Raw genomic sequence first — 20,698 nt, 5'->3', positions numbered from 1 at the left:
TCCTTGTTGAGGAATGGTTCCCGCACGCGGTGCGGACTCAGATCTCTTCGCGCCAGCGGCGCAGGCGCACCGCGATGGCGATCATCAACGCGCCCGCCGCGGCGCCGATCCACATCTTCGGCGACAGGAAGGTGGAGTACATGGCGCGCAGGTTGAGCACGTCGCGCAGGTCGCCGGGGGCATCGATGGCATGCAGGTTGACCGCGTCCATCCAGCCGGCCGGCACCACGCTCAGGAGCATGCGTGCCACCACGTTCTGCCAGAACCACTCCGCCTGCAGCCCGAAGTAGCCCATCACCTCGAACCACCAGACGAACACCCCCAGCAGCACCGGGATCACGATCGCCCACAGGAACGGCTTGCCCTTCGCCCAGGCCGAGCACAGCAGCAGCCAGCCGATGGTCGGCAGCGCCCAGACCGCGTACACCGGAATCGCCGCGAGCACGAACGCCGCCATCCGGAACGGCCCGCCCGAGGCCCACACCAGCTGGAAGGCGTTGCCGCCGTGCGCGGCCACCAGCACGCTGACGATGATCGCGAACAGCAGCATCGTCACCAGTGCAGCCGCGGTTGCCAGCAGCGGCGCCACCAGCGCGGCACTCGCGACCTTCGACAGCACGGTGTCGCGGTCCGACACCGGCAGCGACTTCCAGAACAGCACGCTGCGGTCCTTGCGGTCGTCGTACAGCGCGCCCAGGCAGTAGAAGAACACCACGAAGGCCATGACGATGAACGGCCAGCTGGAGGCCATCAGCAGGCTGGCATCGAAGGCCTCGCCGAGCTGCTGCAACTCGACCGGGCTCATCCGGCTGGTGATCATGCCGAGGTCGAGGCCGTTGATGGTGACGCCGTCGATCTGCAGCTCGCCATCGGCCATTGCCCGGCGCGCCATCACCGAGGCGACCACCGCGAAGATCATCGTCAGCAACAGCGAGATGCCGCCGGCGATCAGCGGCGCCCACAGGAAGCCGCCGCGGTGTTCCCAGTATTCGCGCCGGAGCAGCATCGGAAACGGATGCGCGCGCGGCCTCGTGGCGCGCCCCATGGCCGGGGTTTCGACGTGGGCGTTCATGCGTAGGTTCCTTTCATCTGGGCCACGAACAGGTCGGCGAGGCCGGGATTGCGGGTTTCGCCGTACTCGGCCAGGCGCGCGGCGGGCACGCCGTCGAACAGCATCACGGTCTTGCCGAACGGCAGGCTGCGCTCGTTCACCGGGCCCAGCGCACGGGCGGCGTCGAGGCGGTCGGCATTCACCAGCACCTCGGTGAAGCGCTCGCCGACCTCGTCCATCGTCGACTGCAGCACGATCCGGCCGTCACGGATGAACATCACGTCGGTGAGGATGTGCTCGATCTCCTCCACCTGGTGGGTGGTGACCAGGATCGTCTTCTGCTCGTCGAAATAGTCCTCCAGCAGGCGCTGGTAGAACTCCTTGCGGTAGAGGATGTCCAGGCCCAGGGTGGGCTCGTCGAGCACCAGCAGGCGGGCGTCGATCGCCATGACCAGCGCCAGGTGCAGCTGCACGATCATGCCCTTGGACATCTCGCGCACCCGCATCTTCGGGGTGAGCTTGGTGTTGGCCAGGAAGCGCTCGCAGCGGCTGCGGTCGAAGCGCGGGTGCACGGCTTCCACGTAGTCGATGGCCTCGCGCACGCGCATCCAGCGTGGCAGCACCGCGACATCGGCGATGAAGCAGACATCGTTCATCAGCCGGTCGCGGTCGCGGCGCGGGTCGAGCCCCAGCACCTGCAGGTCACCGTCGACCTGCAACAGGCCGAGGATCGCCTTGAGCGCGGTGGTCTTGCCGGCGCCGTTGGGGCCGATCAGGCCGACGATGCGCCCGGGCTCGATGGCGAAGCTGGCATCGGCCAGCGCCACGGAGTGGCGATAGGCCTTGCGCAGGCCGCGCGCCTGGATGACATGGGGCAGGGTGACGTCGGGTCGCGTGACGTTGGACGGCGTGTTCACTCGGCACCTCCAGTGCGCAGCGGTCGCGTGAGTTCATCCAGGTCCAGGCCCAGGCGCTGGATGCGTTCCAGTACCAGCGGCCATTCCTCGTTGAGGAAGCGCTCGCGCTCGTTGGACAACAGTTTTCTGGACGCTTCTTCGGTGACGAACATGCCCAGCCCGCGGCGCTTTTCCACCAGCGCCTCGTCCGCGAGTTCCTGGTAGGCGCGCGAGACGGTGATCGGGTTGAGCTGGTAATCGGCGGCGACCTGCCTCACCGAGGGCAGGGCGTCGCCGGGTTTGAGTACGCCGTCGAGCATCATCGCGATCACCCGTTCCTTGAGTTGGCGGTAGATGGGAGCGCCATCGCTCCACTGGATGTCGGCCATGGGTCAGCTCCCTACCGGGCGCAGTCCCTGCGCGAACGAGAAATACGGCATTGCCAGCGCCTGGTGGCGGCGGCGCGCGCGCCGCGGCGCGGATTGGGCTTCGTCCGGTTCGACCGAGGCCCGGGTGCTGCCCGGAGCGGAGAGCGCATCGGCCGTGGGGACCACCGCGGAGGTGCCGATCGCGGTGCCGTGCACGCTGGGATCATCGTGGCTACCGGACAGGTGCGCGATCGTGGAACCTGGTGCCTGCGGCAACGGGCTGGCGGCCAGCAGCATCAGGACACCGGCAAGGCCGGCGAACGAGAAAGCCAGTATCGTGTTGTGGAGCTTGCGGTTCATGTCGAACCTCCTGCCCTGGTTGATCGGTGTTGTATGCAACTATAACACCAGAACAGTTGAGGTCAAGCAGCTGGTATCCCCAACTGATGGCAGGGTCGGTCCGATCCCCAAGGAGTCAGTGTGATGAGATTCAAATCAGCGATTTGCGGGATTTTCCTGATGCTGTTCCTGACGCCGGTGCAGGCCGCGGACACGCTGCTGGACCACACGTACCGGCCGCTGGCGGGGCGTGAGCCGGTGGATCTGCGCGAGTCCTATGGCGGCCGGGTACTGCTGGTGGTCAACACCGCCAGCAAATGCGGGCTGGCGCCGCAGTTCGAGGCGCTGGAAGCGCTGCATTCGAAATACGCCACGCGCGGCTTCGCGGTGCTCGGATTCCCCTCGGGTGACTTCCGCGAGCAGGAATTCGAGGACGAGGCCGAGATCCGCGAGTTCTGCACCCTGACCTACGGCGTCCGTTTCCCGATGTTCGAGCGCGTGCACGTGGTCGGCCCGCAGGCCACCGGGCTGTATCGCGATCTCGCGGCCGCAAGCGACGGCGACGTACCGAAGTGGAACTTCCACAAGTACCTGATCGGTCGCGACGGCAGGCTGGTGGACAGCTGGGGCAGCCGCACGCCGCCGGATGATCCCGCGATCGTCAGCGCGATCGAGCGCGCGCTGGGCTCGCCCTGAAGCAGGGTCGTGCTGCGGTAACCGCCGGGCAGGTCAGTCCTGACGGGCCTCGCGCGCCGCGCCACGGCGGCCGGCGAAATTGAACGCGGTGTCGATCAGCGCGAAATGGGAGAACGCCTGGGGGAAATTGCCGACCTGGCAGTTGTTCTCCACGTCGTACTGCTCGGCCAGCAGGCCGACGTCGTTGCATAGCGAAAGCAGGCGTTCGTACAGGGCACGTGCCTCGTCCTCGCGGCCCTGCAGGATCCGGTTGTCGGCCAGCCAGAAGGTGCAGGCGAGGAATGCGCCTTCCTCGCCGTCCAGGCCATCACCCGCCGCCTTCGGGTCATAGCGCAGCAGCAGGCCGTCGCGCGAGAGTTCGCGTTCGATCACGTCGATGGTGGACACCATGCGCGGGTCATCGGCCGGCAGGAAGCCGAGGATCGGCATCAGCAGCACGGCGGCGTCCAGATGGGGCTCGCCATAGGCCTGCACGAATGCCCCACGTTCGTGGTCGTAGCCGCGCTCGAGCAGTTCGGCGCGGATGGCGTCGCGGGTCTGCTCCCAGCGGTCGACCGGGCCTTCCAGGCCGAAGTCACGCGCGAGCTTCACCGCGCGGTCGAACGCCACCCAGCACATCAGCCGCGAATGCACGAAGTGCCGGCGACCGCCGCGCACCTCCCAGATGCCCTCGTCCGGCTGCTGCCAGGCGCCTTCCAGGTATTCGAGGATGTCGCGCTGGAATTCGGGCACGTCGGGCGGCAGGTCCAGTCCGTTGGCACGCGCCTCGTAGAGGGTATCCATCACGCTGCCGAAGATGTCGAGCTGCAGCTGCCTGTAGGCGGCATTGCCGATGCGCACCGGCCGCGAGTCGGCATGGCCGGGCAGCCAGTCCAGCTCGACCTCGTCGGTGCGGTGGCCGCCGTCGATGGCGTACATCGGCTGTGCCTGCGACGCCACCCCGGCCACCGAGCGCATGACCCAGCGGCACCAGGCTTCGGCTTCCTCGCGATGCCCGGCGTTGAGCAGCGACAGCAGGGTGAACGTGGCATCGCGCAGCCAGCAATAGCGATAGTCCCAGTTCCGCGACCCGCCAAGCCTTTCCGGCAGCGAGGTGGTGGGCGCGGCGACGATGCCGCCGGTCGGGCGATAGGTGAGCGCCTTGACCGTCAGCAGCGAGCGCTTGACCGCGTTGCGCCATGGCCCGTCGTAGTCCGAACGTGCCGACCAGCCGGTCCAGAACTCGCAGGTCTCCTGCAGGGCCTGTTCGGCGTCGGGGAGTTCCGGCGGTGGCAGGTGCGAGGCCTTGTGCACGAGTACGAACGGCAGGCGCTGGCCTTCCTCGACGGTGAAGACGGCCACGGTCGCGTGGTCGTTGGAGCGGGTCGTCACCGGGGAGGCGAGGGTCACCGAGTGCGGGCCGGCCTCGGCACGCAGCACCTCGCCCTCCAGCCGCGACACCCAGGGCACGATGCGGCCGTAATCGAAGCGCAGGGCCAGGTCCATGCGCATCTCCACCCGGCCGCTGCGCCCGACCACCACCCGCACCAGCTCGGACACGGGCCGGGCGTTGCGGATGGTCATGAAGTCGATCACGGCCACGGTGCCGGTCGCGGTCTCGAACTCGGTTTCCAGGACCAGGGTGTCGCCGAGATAGCGCCGGCGGCTGCGCGCCTCCCCGTCGCACGGGGCAATCAGCCAACGGCCATGCTCCCGGGTGCCCAGCAGCGCCGCCAGACAGGCATTCGAATCGAAACGGGGCCAGCACAGCCAGTCGATCGAGCCGTTGCTGGCGACCAGCGCCGCGGTTTCGCAGTCGCCGATGATCGCGTAATCGGCGATCGGCCGGCTCATGCGGGCCTGCCCCGCGCAACCACGGCCACCAGCACGTCCGAAAGGCCGCGCAGCCTGCGGATGTCACGGGTGGCCGCGCTGCGTGGCAGACCGTCGAGCGCTGCGAGCAGGCGCGCGTTCGGCTGGATGCGGCGCACCGGCGCCGGAGCGGGACGCGCGAGCGGGCGCACCGTCAGCGACCCGAACGGCCGGCGAGGCGCAGGCCGAGCGCCAGCCCGGCCGCCGCCGCCAGGGTGCAGGCGGCGATCACCGCACCGCTGCGTGCGGTCTGCGCCGACATCATCACCGGCGCGCGCTTGACCTCGTGCCCGAACGCGCCGTAGGTGCGGTGGCGCCCGGCCACCGGTTCGAACAGGTTGTCGCCTGCGCGGGCGGCCTTGCCCTCTCCGCGCCGCTGGCCTTCCACCGCCTTGCTGGCCAGATAGCGGTCCATGCGTCCCGGCGCAACCATGTTGGCAAGGATCGTCGCCGGGGTGGTGGCGCCCAGCCAGTACTCGCGCACCGGGTGGGCTGCCGCGTGCAGGATCGCCTTCGCGGCCTCGTCGGGCGAGAACACCGGCGCGACCGGGCGCGGCGCGCCCCGGTCATGGCTGCGCGCCCAGTCGAACTGCGGCGTGTTGATTGCCGGCAGATGCACGGCGGTGAGCTGCACGCCGCTGCGTGCATGCAGCAGTTCGGTGCGCAGCGAGTCGGTGAATCCGCGGATCGCGTGCTTGGCGCCGCAATAGGCCGCCTGCAGCGGAATGCCGCGGAAGGCCAGCGACGAGCCGACCTGCACGATCACCCCGCGGTTGCGCGGGCGCATATGCGCCAGCGCGGCCAGCGTGCCGTGCACATAGCCCAGGTAGGTCACCTCGGTGACGCGGCGGATCTCGGCGGCGTCCATCGCATCGACCGGCGAGAACACCGTGGCCATCGCGTTGTTGACCCAGACATCGATCGGGCCAAGCCGGGTTTCGCAGTCGTCGGCGGCGGCGCGCACGGCGTCGGCATCGGACACGTCCACGGCGAAGGTGGCGACCTCGGCCCCCAGTGCTTCGAGTTCCTGGCGGGTTTCGTCCAGCCCCGCCGGGTCACGGGCGATCAGGCCGACCCGGGCGCCGCGGCGCGCGAAGCGGATCGCGGTGGCGCGGCCGACGCCGGCGGTGCCGCCGGTGATCATCACCACCTTGCCGTGGAAATGGACGGGGATTTCGCTGGAACGTCGGAAGAGGGCCATGCTGCTCCTGGTGGGCGGGGCGGGGGCGCCGGGTCGGCAGTGCATGGTCGAAAAAAAAACGTGAAGGCATCGTGCCCGCGGGGCAGGACATCGGCGGTTCATCGCCCGCCCATCACCGTGGCGCGGTTTCGACGTGCCGGGAGGGCGCGCGGTGGCGCGATTGCCCGCGTGGCGTGCTGCCCTGACAATAGCCCGCTGCATCGTCTCCGCCCGATATCCGACAGCGCCCCCGGGGCGCCGCGGGCAGGGCGGAAGCGCATGGCCAGGTATCCGGGCGCGCGTCCGCGTCATCCATATGGAGTTGTCCCAATGAAGAAAGCGATGCGCGGTGCGGCCGCGCTCTGTCTGGCCGCGATGTGCGCGGTCGCGGTTCCGGCCACGGTCCTGGCGCAGGGGCAGCCGTTGCAGGGCGAGCGCGCCCAGATCAGCTACATGGTCGGCATGGACGTGGGCCAGTCGATCGCGCCGGTCGGGCCGGACATCGACTACGCGGCGCTGGAGCGCGGCATCCGCAACGCCTTCGAGGGCGGCGAGCCGCTGCTGTCGGAACAGGACGTGGCGCAGACGGCGCAGGCGCTGATGCAGCGCATCGCCCTGCGCAACGGCCAGACCCCGCCCGGCATGCCGCCCGGCGCGGCGCCGCAGGAGGTCGACCGCGAGAAGGTCGGACTGATGGTCGGCAGCGATATCGGCCGTTCGCTGCAGCCGATCCAGGGTGAGCTCGAGCTCGCGGTGCTGGTGCAGGGCCTGCGTGCACGCGTCGAGGGCGGTCCGCTGCTGATGGACGACGCGCAGGCCGATGCGCTGCGGCAATCGTTCTCCGACCGCGTGCGCAAAGACATGGAAGCGCAGCAGGCGCAGGCCGGTGAGCGCAACCGCACCGAGGGCGAAACGTTCCTGGCCGGCAACCGCAACGAGACCGGCGTGCAGGTCACGCCGTCGGGCCTGCAGTACCGCGTGGTCCGCCAGGGCTCGGGCCGCCGCCCGGTGGCCAGCGATCGCGTGCGCGTGCACTACGAGGGCAAGCTGCTCGATGGCACGGTCTTCGACAGTTCCTACGAGCGCGGCCGCCCGGCCGACTTCGGGCTGGGCCAGGTCATCCCCGGCTGGACCGAGGGCGTGGCGCTGATGCCGATCGGCAGCAAGTACCGCTTCTGGATTCCCGCGCGCCTCGGCTATGGCGCCAAGGGCACCGAAGGCATTCCGCCGGAGGCCACCCTGGTGTTCGACGTCGAACTGCTCGACATCCTCTGATCGCGTTCGCGCTCCAAATGGCCGGCGCGCTGTCCGCGCCGCCCGCAACCTTTCCTTCCAGGAGTTCCCCATGAAGATTTCCCGCAGCGCCCTGACCATCTCCGCGCTCGCGCTGGCCACCACCCTCGGGCTGTCGGCCTGCAAGAAGATCGAGGACGGCGAGGGCTCGACCGGCGCCGCGACGGCCGCTGGCGCCGATGCGCCCGCCGTGCAGGTGCCGGGGCTCAAGAGCAACCGCGAGCAGGTCGGCTATGCGATCGGCCTGGACCTGGGCAACTCGATCAAGCCGCTCGAGGACGAGGTCGACCTCGACGCGATGGTGCGTGGCATCCGCGACAACCTTGCCGGCAACGAACCCAGGCTCAACGACGAGCAGGTCATGCAGGTGATGCAGGGCCTCGCCACGCGCATGCAGGCGAAGCAGGCCGCCGAGGCGCAGACCCGCCTCGACGACGAGAAGAAGATCCTCGACGAGAACGCCGCCAGGGAGAGCGTGCAGACGACGGCGTCGGGCCTGCAGTACGAGGTGCTGACGCCCGGCACCGGCCCGACCCCGACCACCAGCGACCGCGTGCGCGTGCACTACGAGGGCAAGCTGCTCGACGGCACCGTGTTCGACAGCTCGATCCAGCGTGGCGAGCCGGTGGAATTCGCACTGGCCGAGATCATCCCGGGCTGGCAGGAAGGCCTGCAGCTGATGCAGCAGGGTGCGAAGCACCGCCTGTGGATCCCCAGCAGCCTGGGTTATGGCGAGCAGGGCGCTGGCCCGATCCCGCCGAATGCCGCGCTGCAGTTCGAGGTCGAGCTGATCGAAGTGCTGCCGGCCAGCGCACAGTAGGCACGCGGTTCCGGCTGGCGCGCCCACGCGGTGGCGCCGGCCGGCAAACGCCGGGCGTGGAACGGAACGGGAACACGATGGATGAGCTGGAACAGCGCGTGGTGGAACTGGAAACGCGGGTCGCGTTCCAGGAGCACGCGCTCAACGAGATGAGCGACGCACTCGCCGGGCTGCGCCTGCAGTCCGCGCAGCACGCGGAGCTGCTGCGACGCAGCCTCGATGAACTCAAGCAGGCGCGTGGCGGGTTCTTCGCCGACCCGGCGGACGAACCGCCGCCGCCGCATTACTGACTGGAACCACGGCACGACGATGAGCGATACCCTGCGCGACCAGCTCCTGGGCCTTGGCTTCAAGGCCCCCACGCCGGAGCGCAAGCCCGTGCGCAAGCCCGGCACGGCCGGCAATCCCGCGTCCGCGAAGGGCGACCCTGTGCGCCATGGGCAGCGTCGCGCCGACGGCAAGCCGCCAGCGGGAAAGCCGTCGTCAGGCAAGCCACCGGCGCGGGGCGACGCGCGTGGGCGGGGGCGCGGCAGGCCGGCGACGCGCGAGGACATCGACCTTGCCAAGGCGTATGCCATCCGCGCGCAGAAGGAGAAGGACGAGCGCATCGCCGCCGAGAAGCAGAAGCAGGAGGAGGCGCGCCTGCGCCGAGAGGCGCGTGCGCGGCTGGCCACCCTGCTCGACGGCAAGGCGCTCAACCGCGAGGACGCCGAGATCGCCCGGCATTTCGAGTACGGCGGCAAGATCAAGCGCATCTACGTGACCGCCGACCAGTTGCAGGCGCTCAATGCGGGCGAGCTCGGCGTGGCCCAGCTCAACGGCCGCTACCTGCTGGTGACCGCGGCGGTGCTGGCCGAGGCCGAGGCGGTGTTCGCGCCGTCGGTGGCGCTGCGGGTGGATCCCGACGCGCCGGCCGGCGACGATCCCTACGCCGATCCGAAATACCAGGTGCCCGACGACCTGGTGTGGTGATCGCGCGTCACTGCGGGTCGTAGTCGAGCTGCGTCGCCAGCCAGCGCTCGGCCTGCTGCAGCGGCACGCCCTTGCGGCGCGCGTAGTCCGCCACCTGCTCGCGTGACACCCGGCCGACCACGAAATACTGGCTGCGCGGGTGGCTGAAGTAGTAACCCGACACCGCCGCAGTCGGCAGCATCGCGAAGTTCTCGGTCAACGACATGCCCGCATTGGCGCCGGCATCGAGCAGCGCGAACAGCGTGGTCTTCTCGCTGTGGTCCGGGCATGCCGGGTACCCGGGCGCGGGGCGGATGCCGCGGTAGCGTTCGGCGATCAGCGCATCGTTGTCGAGGGTTTCGTCGGTGGCGTAGCCCCAGTACTCCATGCGCACGCGCTGGTGCAGGCGCTCGGCCAGCGCTTCCGCCAGGCGGTCGGCCAGCGCTTTGAGCAGGATCGCGTTGTAGTCGTCGTGGTCGGCCTCGAAGCGCGCGACATGCGGGTCCAGGCCGATGCCCGCGGTCACCGCAAAGCCGCCGATCCAGTCGGGGATGCCTGTCTCGCGCGGGGCGATGAAGTCGGCCAGGCAGAAGTCCGGGCGGTCGGCCGGCTTGTCGACCTGCTGGCGCAGGAAGTGCAGCGTGGTCCCGCCACTATCGGCACGCACCACCACGTCGTCGCCGATGCTGCAGGCCGGCCACAGGCCGAACACGGCCTTCGCGGTCAGCCATTTCTCCTCGACGATGGTGGCAAGCATTGCCCGCGCATCCCGGTACAGCTCGCGGGCCTGGGTGCCGACGATGGCGTCGTCGAGGATCGCCGGATAGCGGCCCGCGAGTTCCCAGGCGTTGAAGAACGGGCTCCAGTCGATGCAGTCGACCAGCTCGGCCAGCGGCCAGTCTTCGAACACATGCAGCCCGGGGCGGTTCGGCGCGGGTGGCGCGTAGTCGTCCCAGCCGCCGTCGAATCGTTGGCCGCGCGCCTTCTGCAGCGACACCAGGCGCCTGGCGTCGCCGCGGTTGCGGTGGCGCTCGCGGATCCCGGCGTAGTCGGCATCGTTGGCGGCGACGAACGCCGCGCGCATGTCGCGCGAGATCAGCGATTGCGCAACGCCCACCGCGCGCGAGGCGTCCTTCACCCAGACCGTGGGCGCGGCGTAGTGAGGATCGATCTTCAGCGCCGTATGCGCACGCGATGTGGTCGCGCCGCCGATCAGCAACGGCATCGTGAAGCCCTGCCGCTGCATCTCACGCGCGACATGGCCCATCTCCTCCAGCGACGGCGTGATCAGGCCGGACAGGCCGACCAGGTCGGCACCCACTTCGCGGGCGGTATCGAGGATCTTCTGCGTCGCCACCATCACCCCGAGGTCGACGACCTCGAAGTTGTTGCAGGCCAGTACCACGCCGACGATGTTCTTGCCGATGTCGTGGACGTCGCCCTTGACCGTCGCCAGCACGATGCGGCCGTTGGATTTCGCCACGTCGCCGGTGCGGGCCTTCTCCGCCTCGATCCAGGGCAGCAGATAGGCGACCGCCTTCTTCATTACCCGCGCGGATTTGACCACCTGTGGCAGGAACATCTTGCCGGCGCCGAACAGGTCGCCGACGACGTTCATGCCGTCCATCAGCGGGCCTTCGATCACATCCAGCGGGCGGGGCAGCTGCTGGCGCGCCTCCTCGGTGTCGGTTTCCACGTACTGGTCGATGCCGTGCACCAGCGCATGGGTGAGGCGTTCGCCCACCGGGCGCTGGCGCCAGGCCTGGTCCGCGACCTCGCGCGCGGCGCCGCTGCCGCGGAACGTTTCGGCGATCTCCAGCAACCGCTCGGTGGCATCCGCGCGGCGGTTGAGGACCACATCCTCCACGCGCGTGCGCAGCTCCGGGTCGAGGTCGTCGTAGACGGGCAGGGCACCGGCGTTGACGATGCCCATGTCCATGCCGGCCTGGATGGCGTGGTAGAGGAACACGGAGTGGATCGCCGCGCGCACCGGCTCGTTGCCGCGGAACGAGAAACTGACGTTGGACACGCCACCCGAGACGTGGCAGTGCGGCAGCGTGGCGCGGATGATCCGCGTGGCCTCGATGAAGTCCACCGCGTAGTTGTCGTGCTCGGCGATGCCGGTGGCGATGGCGAAGATGTTGGGGTCGAAGATGATGTCTTCGGGCGGGAAACCGACCTCGTCGACGAGGATGCGGTAGGCGCGGCTGCAGATCTCCACCTTGCGTGCGCAGGTGTCGGCCTGGCCGTCCTCGTCGAAGGCCATCACCACCGCGGCCGCGCCGTAGCGCAGCACCTTGCGGGCGTGCGCCACGAAGGCGGCCTGGCCGTCCTTCAGCGAGATGGAATTCACCACGCCCTTGCCCTGCAGGCACTGCAACCCGGCCTCGATCACGCTCCATTTCGAGGAGTCGACCATCACCGGGATGCGCGCGATGTCGGGCTCTGACGCGATCAGGCTGAGGAAGCGCACCATGGCTGCTTCCGAGTCGATCAGGCCCTCGTCCATGTTGACGTCGAGGATCTGTGCGCCGCTCTCGACCTGCTGGCGCGCGACCTCCACGGCATCCTCGTAGCGGCCTTCCTTGATCAGCTTGCGGAAGCGCGCGCTGCCGGTGACGTTGGTGCGCTCGCCGACGTTGACGAACAGCAGTTCCGGCGTGAGCACCAGCGGCTCGAGGCCGGACAGCCGGGTATGTCGCCGCGTGGCACTCACGCCAGCGCACCCGGGCGGCGGGGTGTCACGCCACGGACGGCTTCCGCGATCGCGGCGATATGCGCGGGCGTGGTGCCGCAGCAGCCGCCGACGAGATTGACCAGGCCCGCGGTGGCGAACTCCTTCAGCATCGTGGCCATCTCCTCCGGCGTCTCGTCGTAGCCGCCGAATGCGTTCGGCAGGCCGGCGTTGGGGTGCGCGCTGACGTGGCACTGCGCAATTCGCGCAAGGGTCTCGACATGCGGACGCAGTTCGCGCGCGCCGAGCGCGCAGTTGAGGCCGATCGACAGCGGTCGCGCGTGCATCAGCGAGACATGGAAGGCCTCGGCCGTCTGCCCGGAGAGGGTGCGGCCCGAGGCATCGGTGATCGTGCCCGAGACCATCACCGGCAGGCGTCCGCCGAGCTCGTCGAAGACTTCCTCGATCGCGTACAGCGCGGCCTTGGCATTGAGGGTGTCGAACACCGTCTCCACCATCACCACGTCCGCGCCGCCCTCGACCAGGCCGAGCGTGGCATCGCCGTAGGCCTTGCGCAGTTCGTCGAACGAGGTGTTGCGGAAGCCGGGGTCGTTGACGTCGGGGCTGATCGATGCGGTGCGGCTGGTCGGGCCGATCACCCCGACCACGAAACGCGGGTGCCCCGGGGTGACGGCTTCGGCAGCCTCGCAGGCGGCGCGGGCGATGCGCGCGCCCTCGCGGTTGAGCTCGCGTGCGAGGTGCTGCAGGCCGTAGTCGGCCTGGCTGAGCGACGTGGAATTGAACGTGTTGGTCTCGACGAGGTCGGCGCCCGCGTCCAGGTAGGCGCGATGGATGTCGGCGATGACGCCGGGGCGGGTCAGGTTGAGCAGGTCGTTGTTGCCACGGAGCTCGTGCGCGGCGCGCTCGCCGGGGGCTTCGGCATCGAAGCCGTCGACGAAGCGCTCGCCGCGGTAATCCGCTTCGGCCAGCCCATGCTGCTGGATCAGCGTACCCATCGCGCCGTCGATGACCAGGATGCGCCGCGACAGCGCATCCTCCAGCGCCTGCACCCGCTGCGGCTGCAGCCAGGGTTGACCACCGGCAACGGGTCGGCTCACGCCGGCGTTCCGGTGCGTGCCCGCGCCGGCACGTGTGCCGCGGCCGCGGGTTTGAGCGCGATCAGCGAGATGACCTCGAAATGCGGCGGCCGCTTCTCGCGGGTCACCGTGTTGAGGCTCTGCAGCGACAGCCCGGCCCTGTCCACGAACCGGCGCAGCTCGCGCTCATTGAAACCCAGGTTGACGTGGCCGTAGGCCTCGACCGCGCTGCGGTGCTCGTGGCGGGCAAGAGTGGTCAACAGCAGCCGGCCACCCGGACGCAGTACGCGTGCGGCTTCCGCCACCGCCTGCGCGGGGCGGTCGGCATAGGTCAATGCATGCATCAGCACCACCAGGTCGAAGCCGCCTTCGTCGAAGGCGAGCGCGTGCATGTCGCCTTCGCGCACCTCGACGTTGCGGTAGCGCTTGAGGCGTTCGGCGGCGGCGCTGACCACCCGCGCGCTGGTATCCACGCAGACATAGCGCCGGGCATGCGGGGCGAGCAGTTCCGCCAGCACGCCGTCGCCCGAGGCGATGTCGAGCACGTCGCCGGTTTCCATCAGTGGAAGCGCGGAACGCGCCAGTGCTTCCCAGGTACGGCCCGGCGAATAGTGGCGCTCCATGTCGCCGGCCACCGAGTCGGCCCAGTTCTGGTCGGCGGCGCGCATCGCCAGCACCGCGGCGACGCGCTCGGCATCCTGGCGCAGCAGCGGGTCGTCGCTGCCGTCGCGCAGGGTGACCCAGAGCGTGCGGATGGCCGGGTCGAGCGGTGCGTCGTCGAAGCGGTAATAGGCTGAAACCCCGGCGCGGCGGTCGCGCACCAGTCCGGCTTCCTTCAGCTTGGCCAGGTGCGTGGAGACCCGCGGCTGCGCCAGGCGCGTGATCGCCGAGAGCTCCGCCACGGTGAGTTCCTCGCCTTCGAGCAGCGCCAGCAGCCGCACACGTGTGGCATCGGCGAGGATCTTGAGGCGTGCCGACCAGCTTTCCAGATCCATAAATATCTCTATATCGCGATATCGAGATAAGTCTGCGCGTGCGGCCCGGGAGCGTCAAGCCGGATGATGGGGTTTGCCCGCGGGCGCGGGTACAATTTGCGCTTCCCGTTCGGCTTCGAGGTGTGCGCGTGGAGTTCGGTTTCAGCGAAGAGCAGTTGATGATCCAGGACGTGGCGCGCCGCATCGCGCAGGAAAAGATCGCCCCGTCCGCGGAGGGCTTCGATCGCAGCGGCGAATTCCCGCTCGACAACATCCGCCTGCTGGGCGAGAACGGCCTGATGGGCATCGAGGTGCCCGTGGAGTATGGCGGTGCCGGCATGGACCCGATCGCCTATGTGCTGGCGATGGTGGAGATTGCCGCCGGCGACGCCGCGCACTCCACGATCATGTCGGTCAACAACTCGCTGTTCTGCAACGGCATCCTGACCCACGGCACCGAAGAGCAGAAGCAGCAGTACGTGCGGGCCATCGCCGAAGGCGCCGAGATCGGCGCGTTCGCGTTGACCGAGCCGCAGTCCGGGTCCGACGCCACCGCCATGCGGTGCCGCGCGGTGAAGCAGGATGACGGCAGCTATGTCATCAACGGCAAGAAGAGCTGGATCACCTCCGGCCCGGTGGCCAAGTATTTCGTGCTGTTCGCGGTGACCGACCCCGAGCAGGGCGCACGCGGCATCACCGCGTTCCTCGTCGATGGCGACCGCGCCGGCTTCCACCGCGGCAAGACCGAGCCCAAGCTCGGCATCCGCGCCTCGGCCACCTGCGAGATCGAGTTCCAGGACTACGTGGCGCGCGCCGAGGACGTGCTGGGCCAGGAAGGCCAGGGCTTCAGGATCGCGATGAGCGTGCTCGACGCCGGCCGCATCGGCATCGCCTCGCAGGCGATCGGCCTGGCGCGCGCCGCCTACGAGGCCACCCTGGCGTACGTCAAGGAGCGCAAGGCCTTCGGTCAGCCGATCGGCGCGTTCCAGATGACCCAGGCCAAGATCGCCGACATGAAGTGCAAGCTCGACGCGTCGCTGTTGCTGACGCTGCGCGCGGCCTGGCTCAAGGGCCAGGGCAAGCGCTTCACCACGGAGGCTTCGGTGGCCAAGCTCACCGCCTCGGAAGCCGCGATGTGGATCACCCACCAGGCGGTGCAGATCCACGCGGGCATGGGCTACTCCAAGGAAATGCCGATCGAGCGCTACTTCCGCGACGCCAAGATCACCGAGATCTACGAGGGCACTTCGGAAATCCAGCGCCTGGTCATCGCACGCAACGAGACCGGGCTGCGTTGACCACCAAGTGACCGCCTACGCCGTCGCCGCGAACGCGCTGCCCACGCCGGACATCCCGGCCGCATGCGCGACCGTGCCGCACGGCGACTGAACTCCCATGACCGGCCCGCGCATCGCGCGGGCCTCATTGCATCCGGACCCACCGACCATGACCAGCAAACGCAGTTCCACCCGCAAACCCGCCGACGCGAAGACCGACAGCCCCGCACGCATGGCGTCGAAGAAGAGCGCGCGCAGCGCCGGCGGCGGCATCCTCGCGCCGATCCGCGCCGCGATCCGCGGCCGTGCCGGCGCGGCCGGCGCTGCCGACGCCGAGGCCTTCGCCAATGCCTTCTACTACCGCATGGGCGACGACGAGCTGCCCCTGCACACCGCCGACGCCTGGGCGGCGCTGGCGTTCGACTTCCTCGAGTTCGCGCGCCGGCGCAAGCCGGGCACCGCGCGCATGCGGTTGTTCAACCCGACCCTGAAGACCCACGGCTGGGAATCGCCGCATACGGTGCTGCAGATCGTCAACGACGACATGCCGTTCCTGGTCGATTCGGTGACGATGGCGTTGGCCGAGCAGGGCATCGGCGTGCACGTGCTGGGCCACCCTGTGATCCCGATGCGCCGCGACCGCGGCGGCAGGCTGCAGGCCGTGGGCGAGGGCGAGCCCGAATCGCTGATGCATCTCGAGATCGACCGCCAGCCGGCGGAGTCGATCGCGGCGATCGAGGAGGCGCTCGGCCACGTGCTGAACGACGTGCGGCAGATCGTCGCCGACTGGCCGGCGATGCGCGAAAGGATGGTCGCGGTTGCCGAGGACCTCGCCACCCGCGCACTGCCGGTGGACGATGCGGTGCGCGCGGAAGCGCAGGAGTTCCTGCGCTGGGCCGCCAATGACCACTTCACGTTCCTGGGCTATCGCGAGTACCAGGTGCGCCAGCGCGGCGGCGAGCCGAACCTGCTGGCGGTCGAGGATTCCGGCCTCGGCCTGCTGCGTGGCAAGGAAGTCGGCCAGCCGCGCTCGCTGCGTGCGCTGGCCGCGCAGGCCGCGCGAGGCGAGGGCGAGATCGATCCGCTGATCATGACCAAGACCAATGCGCGCTCCACCGTGCACCGCCCGGGCTTCATGGACTACGTCGGCATCCTGCAGTTCGACGCCAGGGGCCGCGCGATCGGCGAGCAGCGCTTCATCGGCCTGTACACCTCCGCCGCCTACAACCGCCGCCCGTGGGACATCCCGATCGTTCGCGAGCGCTTCGAGCAGGTGATGAGCCGTTCCGGCCTGCGCGAGACCGGACACAGCGGCAAGGCGCTCAAGCACATCCTGGAGACCCTGCCGCGCGACGAGCTGTTCCAGTCCACCAGCGACGAGCTCTACCGCCTGGCGCTGGGCATCCTGCACCTGCAGGAACGCGTGCGCAGCCGCCTGTTCCTGCGCAGCGACCGTTACGGCCGCTTCTACTCCGTGCTGGCCTACGTGCCGCGCGACCGCTACAACACCGAGGTGCGCCTGCGCATCGAGGCGATGCTGCGCGACGTCCTCGAGGCCGACCGCGTGGATACCAGCGTGCAGGTGGGGGAGTCGCCGCTGGCGCAGCTGCACCTGATCGTGCGCCCGCGTTCCGGCAACACCGTCGACATCGATGCCGCCGCGCTCGACAGCGGGCTGTCGGCGATCGTGCGCAACTGGCAGGACGACCTGCGCGACGCGCTGATCGCCCGCCATGGCGAGGCCGAGGGGCTGGCGCTGGCCGGCCGCTTCGGCCGCGCGCTCAGCGTTGACTACATCGCCCAGGCCACCCCGGCGGTGGCGGCGAACGATGTCGGCCAGCTCGCCGCGCTCGAGTCCGCCGACGACCTGCGCCTGAGCCTGGTGCGCGCGGCGGAGTCCGCGGACGGCATCGGTGGCCTGCGCCTGAAGCTGTTCCGCCAGCACCGCGACATTCCGCTGTCCGACGTGCTGCCGGTGATGGAGAACATGGGCCTGCGCGTGCTGTCGGAGCATCCGCACCGCATCGATGCCGGCGGCGACATCTTCTACGTGCAGGACTTCGAGGTCGAAGCGGTCGGCGTGGAGCTCGATCTCGAGCGCATCGGCCCGGCGTTCGAGGAGGCCGTTGCCCGCCTGTGGCGCGACGAGGCCGAGAACGACGGCTTCAACCGCCTGATCGTGCTGGCCGGGCTGGACTGGCGCCAGGTGGCGATGCTGCGCGCCTACAGCAAGTACCTGCTGCAGGCCGGCGTGCCGTTCTCGCAGGCCTATATGGAGCAGACGCTGGCGCGTTACCCGCTGCTGTCGCGCCTGCTGGTCGAGCTGTTCGAAAGCCGCTTCCACCCGGCCACCGGTCGCGAGACGCGCGCGCAGATCGGCGAAGGCGTCGAGCAGCTGCGCGCGCAGTTCGCCTCGCTCACCGGCGGCAACGCCGACGCGATGGCGGCCCTCGAGCCGGTGCTGCAGGCACGCGAAGGCGACCGTGCGGGACAGTACACCGCCGCCCGCCAGGCCCTGGCAGCACTGCTCGACGGTGTCGGCAGCCTCGACGAGGACCGCATCCTGCGCGGCTTCATCGGCGTGATCGACGCCACCCTGCGCACCAGCTACTACCAGCGTGCAGCCGATGGCCAGGACAAGGACTATGTGGCCTACAAGTTCGACTGCGCACGCGTGCCGGAGCTGCCGAAGCCGCGCCCGTACCGCGAGATCTTCGTCTGCGGGCCGCGGGTGGAGGGCGTGCACCTGCGCTATGGCCCGGTGGCGCGTGGCGGCCTGCGCTGGTCGGATCGCCGTGAGGATTTCCGTACCGAGGTGCTGGGCCTGGTCAAGGCGCAGATGGTCAAGAACACCGTGATCGTGCCGGTCGGCGCCAAGGGCGGCTTCATCGTCAAGAAGCCGCCGGTGGGCGGCGATCGCGACGCCCAGCTGGCCGAGGGAATCGCCTGTTACCGCCGCTTCATCAGCGGCCTGCTCGATGTCACCGACAACGTCATCGACGGCAAGGTGGTTCCGCCGAACGACGTGGTGCGCCACGACGATGACGACTACTACCTGGTGGTCGCCGCCGACAAGGGCACCGCGACGTTCTCCGACATCGCCAACGGCATCTCCGCCGAATACAACTTCTGGCTGGGCGACGCCTTCGCCTCCGGCGGCTCGGTCGGTTACGACCACAAGGGCATGGGCATCACGGCCAAGGGCGCGTGGGAATCGGTGAAGCGTCACTTCCGCGCACTCGGCGTGGACTGCCAGAACGAGGACTTCACCGCGGTCGGCATCGGCGACATGTCGGGCGACGTGTTCGGCAATGGCATGCTGCTGTCGAAGCACATCCGCCTGGTCGCCGCATTCGACCACCGCCACATCTTCATCGACCCGCAGCCCGAGTCCGCACGTTCGTGGAAGGAGCGCGAGCGCCTGTTCCGCCTGCCGCGTTCGAGCTGGGAGGACTACGACAGGTCGCTGATCAGCGCCGGCGGCGGCGTATGGCCGCGCTCGGCCAAGACGATCCCGGTTTCGGCGCAGGCACGCGAAGTGCTGGGGCTGGATGCCTCGGTCACCACCCTCAGCCCGAACGAGCTGATGAACGCCATCCTCAAGGCGCCGGTGGACCTGCTGTGGAACGGCGGCATCGGCACCTACGTCAAGGGCTCCACCGAGAGCCACGCCGACGTCGGTGACCGCGCCAACAACGCCCTGCGCGTGGATGGCTGCGAATTGCGTTGCCGCGTGGTGGGCGAGGGCGGCAACCTCGGCTTCACCCAGCGCGGGCGCATCGAAGCGGCCCAGGTGGGCACGCTGCTCAACGCCGACTTCATCGACAACTCGGCCGGCGTGGACACCTCCGACCACGAGGTCAACATCAAGATCCTGCTCAACGGGCAGGTGCGGGCGAAGAAGCTCACCCTGCCGGCGCGCAACAAGCTGCTGGCCGACATGACCGGCGAGGTGGAATCGCTGGTGCTGTGGGACAACATCCGCCAGAACCAGGCGCTGAGCCTGATGGAGCGGATGAGCCTGTCGCGGCTGGGATCCAAACAGCACTTCATCCGCACGCTGGAATCGCAGGGGCTGCTGGACCGCCAGATCGAGTTCCTGCCGTCGGATGCGGAGATCTCCGCGCGCCGTGCCCGCGGCCAGGGCCTGACCCGGCCGGAACTCGCCGTGCTGCTGTCGTATTCGAAGCTGGTGGCGTTCCAGCAGATGCTCGATTCCGACATCCCGGAGGACCCGTACCTGTCGAAGGAGCTGCAGCGCTACTTCCCCGAGCCGCTGCGCGTGAAGTACGCCGCGGCGATGGAAAAGCACCCGCTCAAGCGCGAGATCATCGCCACCGCGGTGACCAACGCCACCATCAACCGGATGGGTGCGACGTTCCTGATGCGCATGCAGGAGGACACCGGCCGCAGTGCGGCCGAGGTGGCCAAGGCCTACACCGTGAGCCGCGAGACGCTGGATGCACGTGCGCTGTGGACCCAGCTCGACGCGCTCGACCTCAAGGTCAGCGAAGAGGCGCAGATCGATGCCCTGCAGGCGATCTGGAACCTGCAGCGCTCGTACGTGCGCTGGCTGCTCAACCGCCAGGGCGAGATGCCGGCGATCACGCGGGCGGTGGAGCGCTACCACGATGCGCTCAACGAGATCCGCCGTGCCGACGGCATCCTCCCGGATTCCCAGCGTGGCGAGTACGAGGCGGGCCTTGCGGCGTGGGCCGAGCGCGGCATGCCGGCAGACCTCGCCCGGGAGCTGGCGGAACTGCCGTACCTGGCCTCGGCGCTCGACATCATCGAGCTGGCGCGGTCGCGCAGGCTGAAGCCGGTGGACGTGGCGAAGGTGCACTTCCGCGTCGGCGAGGCCCTGCGCCTGCCGTGGCTGTTCTCGCAGATCGAGGCGCTGGAGGTGCAGGGCCGCTGGCATGCGGTGGCACGCGGCGTGCTGCGTGACGACCTCGCGACCCAGCAGACCCTGCTGACCGCGCAGGTGCTCGACATGCCGGGCCGTGGCGCAGACGACAAGGTCGCCGCCTGGGTGGGTCGTGACGACGCCACGCTGCGCTTCACCCTCGGCATGCTCGACGAGATGTGCGCGCAGAAGTCGCTGGACTATCCGACGGTCTCGGTGGCGGTCAGCCGCCTCGGCCAGCTGGCCGGTACCGGCCCCGGCTGATCCGGCATGCAAACGGTCCGTCGGCACTGTCCGACGGACCGGGCGATCGGAGTGCCCGCGT

16 protein-coding genes are annotated in these 20,698 nt (G+C 69.3%); 7 read left to right on the top strand and 9 right to left on the bottom strand.

Annotated elements, in window-relative coordinates; genetic code table 11:
• Positions 1-37: 37 nt before the first annotated feature.
• From ERL55_RS08215 to ERL55_RS08200, 4 genes are read right to left on the bottom strand one after another with little or no spacing between them, the layout of a single operon-like run.
• On the bottom strand, positions 38-1,072 hold the full coding sequence (locus ERL55_RS08215; protein WP_241685732.1) for an ABC-2 transporter permease: 1,035 nt from the start codon (positions 1,070-1,072) through the stop codon (positions 38-40).
• Complete coding sequence (locus ERL55_RS08210) at positions 1,069-1,968, bottom strand: ABC transporter ATP-binding protein (RefSeq protein ID WP_129135984.1); 900 nt, start codon at positions 1,966-1,968, stop codon at positions 1,069-1,071. The genes ERL55_RS08215 and ERL55_RS08210 overlap by 4 nt, the downstream gene beginning before the upstream one ends.
• Positions 1,965-2,336 (bottom strand): GntR family transcriptional regulator, encoded by a 372-nt coding sequence (locus ERL55_RS08205; protein WP_129135983.1) that lies wholly within the window; start codon positions 2,334-2,336, stop codon positions 1,965-1,967. Before ERL55_RS08205 ends, ERL55_RS08210 begins: the two co-directional genes overlap by 4 nt.
• Positions 2,337-2,339: 3 nt before the next feature.
• Positions 2,340-2,675, bottom strand: coding sequence for a hypothetical protein (locus tag ERL55_RS08200; RefSeq protein ID WP_129135982.1), 336 nt, complete (start codon positions 2,673-2,675; stop codon positions 2,340-2,342).
• A gap of 123 nt (positions 2,676-2,798) precedes the next feature.
• Here ERL55_RS08200 and ERL55_RS08195 point away from each other — a divergent pair, with 123 nt between their 5' ends.
• A complete protein-coding gene (locus ERL55_RS08195; RefSeq protein ID WP_129135981.1) occupies positions 2,799-3,350 on the top strand; it encodes a glutathione peroxidase in 552 nt (183 codons plus the stop codon).
• A gap of 33 nt (positions 3,351-3,383) precedes the next feature.
• Here the strand turns inward: ERL55_RS08195 and ERL55_RS08190 are convergent, their stop codons facing one another.
• On the bottom strand, positions 3,384-5,183 hold the full coding sequence (locus tag ERL55_RS08190; RefSeq protein ID WP_129135980.1) for a glycoside hydrolase family 15 protein: 1,800 nt from the start codon (positions 5,181-5,183) through the stop codon (positions 3,384-3,386).
• 172 nt (positions 5,184-5,355) lie between these two features.
• The gene (locus tag ERL55_RS08185) at positions 5,356-6,402 is read right to left on the bottom strand and encodes an SDR family oxidoreductase (RefSeq protein ID WP_129135979.1); all 1,047 of its coding nucleotides are present in this window, start codon (positions 6,400-6,402) and stop codon (positions 5,356-5,358) included.
• 309 nt (positions 6,403-6,711) lie between these two features.
• On the opposite strand from ERL55_RS08185, the gene ERL55_RS08180 reads away from it, so the two are divergent.
• The 4 genes from ERL55_RS08180 to ERL55_RS08165 all read left to right on the top strand — a co-directional run bounded on the left by ERL55_RS08180 (position 6,712) and on the right by ERL55_RS08165 (position 9,466).
• On the top strand, positions 6,712-7,656 hold the full coding sequence (locus ERL55_RS08180; protein ID WP_129135978.1) for an FKBP-type peptidyl-prolyl cis-trans isomerase: 945 nt from the start codon (positions 6,712-6,714) through the stop codon (positions 7,654-7,656).
• 70 nt (positions 7,657-7,726) lie between these two features.
• Positions 7,727-8,494 (top strand): FKBP-type peptidyl-prolyl cis-trans isomerase, encoded by a 768-nt coding sequence (locus ERL55_RS08175; protein ID WP_129135977.1) that lies wholly within the window; start codon positions 7,727-7,729, stop codon positions 8,492-8,494.
• A gap of 77 nt (positions 8,495-8,571) precedes the next feature.
• On the top strand, positions 8,572-8,784 hold the full coding sequence (locus tag ERL55_RS08170) for a SlyX family protein (protein WP_129135976.1): 213 nt from the start codon (positions 8,572-8,574) through the stop codon (positions 8,782-8,784).
• 19 nt (positions 8,785-8,803) lie between these two features.
• The gene (locus ERL55_RS08165; protein ID WP_129135975.1) at positions 8,804-9,466 is read left to right on the top strand and encodes a DUF2058 family protein; all 663 of its coding nucleotides are present in this window, start codon (positions 8,804-8,806) and stop codon (positions 9,464-9,466) included.
• 7 nt (positions 9,467-9,473) lie between these two features.
• Here the strand turns inward: ERL55_RS08165 and metH are convergent, their stop codons facing one another.
• From metH to ERL55_RS08150, 3 genes are read right to left on the bottom strand one after another with little or no spacing between them, the layout of a single operon-like run.
• Entirely contained in the window at positions 9,474-12,161 is a 2,688-nt protein-coding gene (gene metH / locus ERL55_RS08160) for a methionine synthase (protein WP_129135974.1), read from the bottom strand.
• On the bottom strand, positions 12,158-13,237 hold the full coding sequence (locus ERL55_RS08155) for a homocysteine S-methyltransferase family protein (RefSeq protein ID WP_129135973.1): 1,080 nt from the start codon (positions 13,235-13,237) through the stop codon (positions 12,158-12,160). The genes metH and ERL55_RS08155 overlap by 4 nt, the downstream gene beginning before the upstream one ends.
• The gene (locus tag ERL55_RS08150) at positions 13,234-14,211 is read right to left on the bottom strand and encodes a metalloregulator ArsR/SmtB family transcription factor (RefSeq protein WP_129135972.1); all 978 of its coding nucleotides are present in this window, start codon (positions 14,209-14,211) and stop codon (positions 13,234-13,236) included. The genes ERL55_RS08155 and ERL55_RS08150 overlap by 4 nt, the downstream gene beginning before the upstream one ends.
• A 122-nt stretch (positions 14,212-14,333) precedes the next feature.
• Here ERL55_RS08150 and ERL55_RS08145 point away from each other — a divergent pair, with 122 nt between their 5' ends.
• Both ERL55_RS08145 and ERL55_RS08140 read left to right on the top strand, forming a co-directional pair.
• Positions 14,334-15,488 carry an acyl-CoA dehydrogenase family protein gene (locus ERL55_RS08145; RefSeq protein ID WP_343132703.1) on the top strand — a complete coding sequence of 385 codons (1,155 nt, stop codon included), beginning with the start codon at positions 14,334-14,336 and terminating at the stop codon, positions 15,486-15,488.
• Between the two features lie 148 nt (positions 15,489-15,636).
• Positions 15,637-20,637: an NAD-glutamate dehydrogenase domain-containing protein gene (locus ERL55_RS08140; protein ID WP_129135971.1), complete on the top strand. Its 5,001-nt coding sequence runs from the start codon at positions 15,637-15,639 to the stop codon at positions 20,635-20,637.
• Positions 20,638-20,698 lie beyond the last annotated feature (61 nt).

Source organism: Luteimonas sp. YGD11-2 (assembly GCF_004118975.1).
In the GTDB taxonomy this organism is placed as follows: Bacteria; Pseudomonadota; Gammaproteobacteria; order Xanthomonadales; family Xanthomonadaceae; genus Luteimonas; species Luteimonas muca.
This window is presented reverse-complemented; position numbering and strand designations above follow the sequence as displayed.

What these genes read in the sequence shown, in the direction of transcription:
- ERL55_RS08215 (WP_241685732.1), bottom strand. Translation starts at nt 1,072, where the DNA reads ATGAACGCCCACGTCGAAACCCCGGCCATGGGGCGCGCCACGAGGCCG.
- ERL55_RS08205 (WP_129135983.1), bottom strand. Translation starts at nt 2,336, where the DNA reads ATGGCCGACATCCAGTGGAGCGATGGCGCTCCCATCTACCGCCAACTC.
- ERL55_RS08200 (WP_129135982.1), bottom strand. Translation starts at nt 2,675, where the DNA reads ATGAACCGCAAGCTCCACAACACGATACTGGCTTTCTCGTTCGCCGGC.
- ERL55_RS08195 (WP_129135981.1), top strand. Translation starts at nt 2,799, where the DNA reads ATGAGATTCAAATCAGCGATTTGCGGGATTTTCCTGATGCTGTTCCTG.
- ERL55_RS08190 (WP_129135980.1), bottom strand. Translation starts at nt 5,183, where the DNA reads ATGAGCCGGCCGATCGCCGATTACGCGATCATCGGCGACTGCGAAACC.
- ERL55_RS08185 (WP_129135979.1), bottom strand. Translation starts at nt 6,402, where the DNA reads ATGGCCCTCTTCCGACGTTCCAGCGAAATCCCCGTCCATTTCCACGGC.
- ERL55_RS08180 (WP_129135978.1), top strand. Translation starts at nt 6,712, where the DNA reads ATGAAGAAAGCGATGCGCGGTGCGGCCGCGCTCTGTCTGGCCGCGATG.
- ERL55_RS08175 (WP_129135977.1), top strand. Translation starts at nt 7,727, where the DNA reads ATGAAGATTTCCCGCAGCGCCCTGACCATCTCCGCGCTCGCGCTGGCC.
- ERL55_RS08170 (WP_129135976.1), top strand. Translation starts at nt 8,572, where the DNA reads ATGGATGAGCTGGAACAGCGCGTGGTGGAACTGGAAACGCGGGTCGCG.
- ERL55_RS08165 (WP_129135975.1), top strand. Translation starts at nt 8,804, where the DNA reads ATGAGCGATACCCTGCGCGACCAGCTCCTGGGCCTTGGCTTCAAGGCC.
- ERL55_RS08150 (WP_129135972.1), bottom strand. Translation starts at nt 14,211, where the DNA reads ATGGATCTGGAAAGCTGGTCGGCACGCCTCAAGATCCTCGCCGATGCC.
- ERL55_RS08140 (WP_129135971.1), top strand. Translation starts at nt 15,637, where the DNA reads ATGACCAGCAAACGCAGTTCCACCCGCAAACCCGCCGACGCGAAGACC.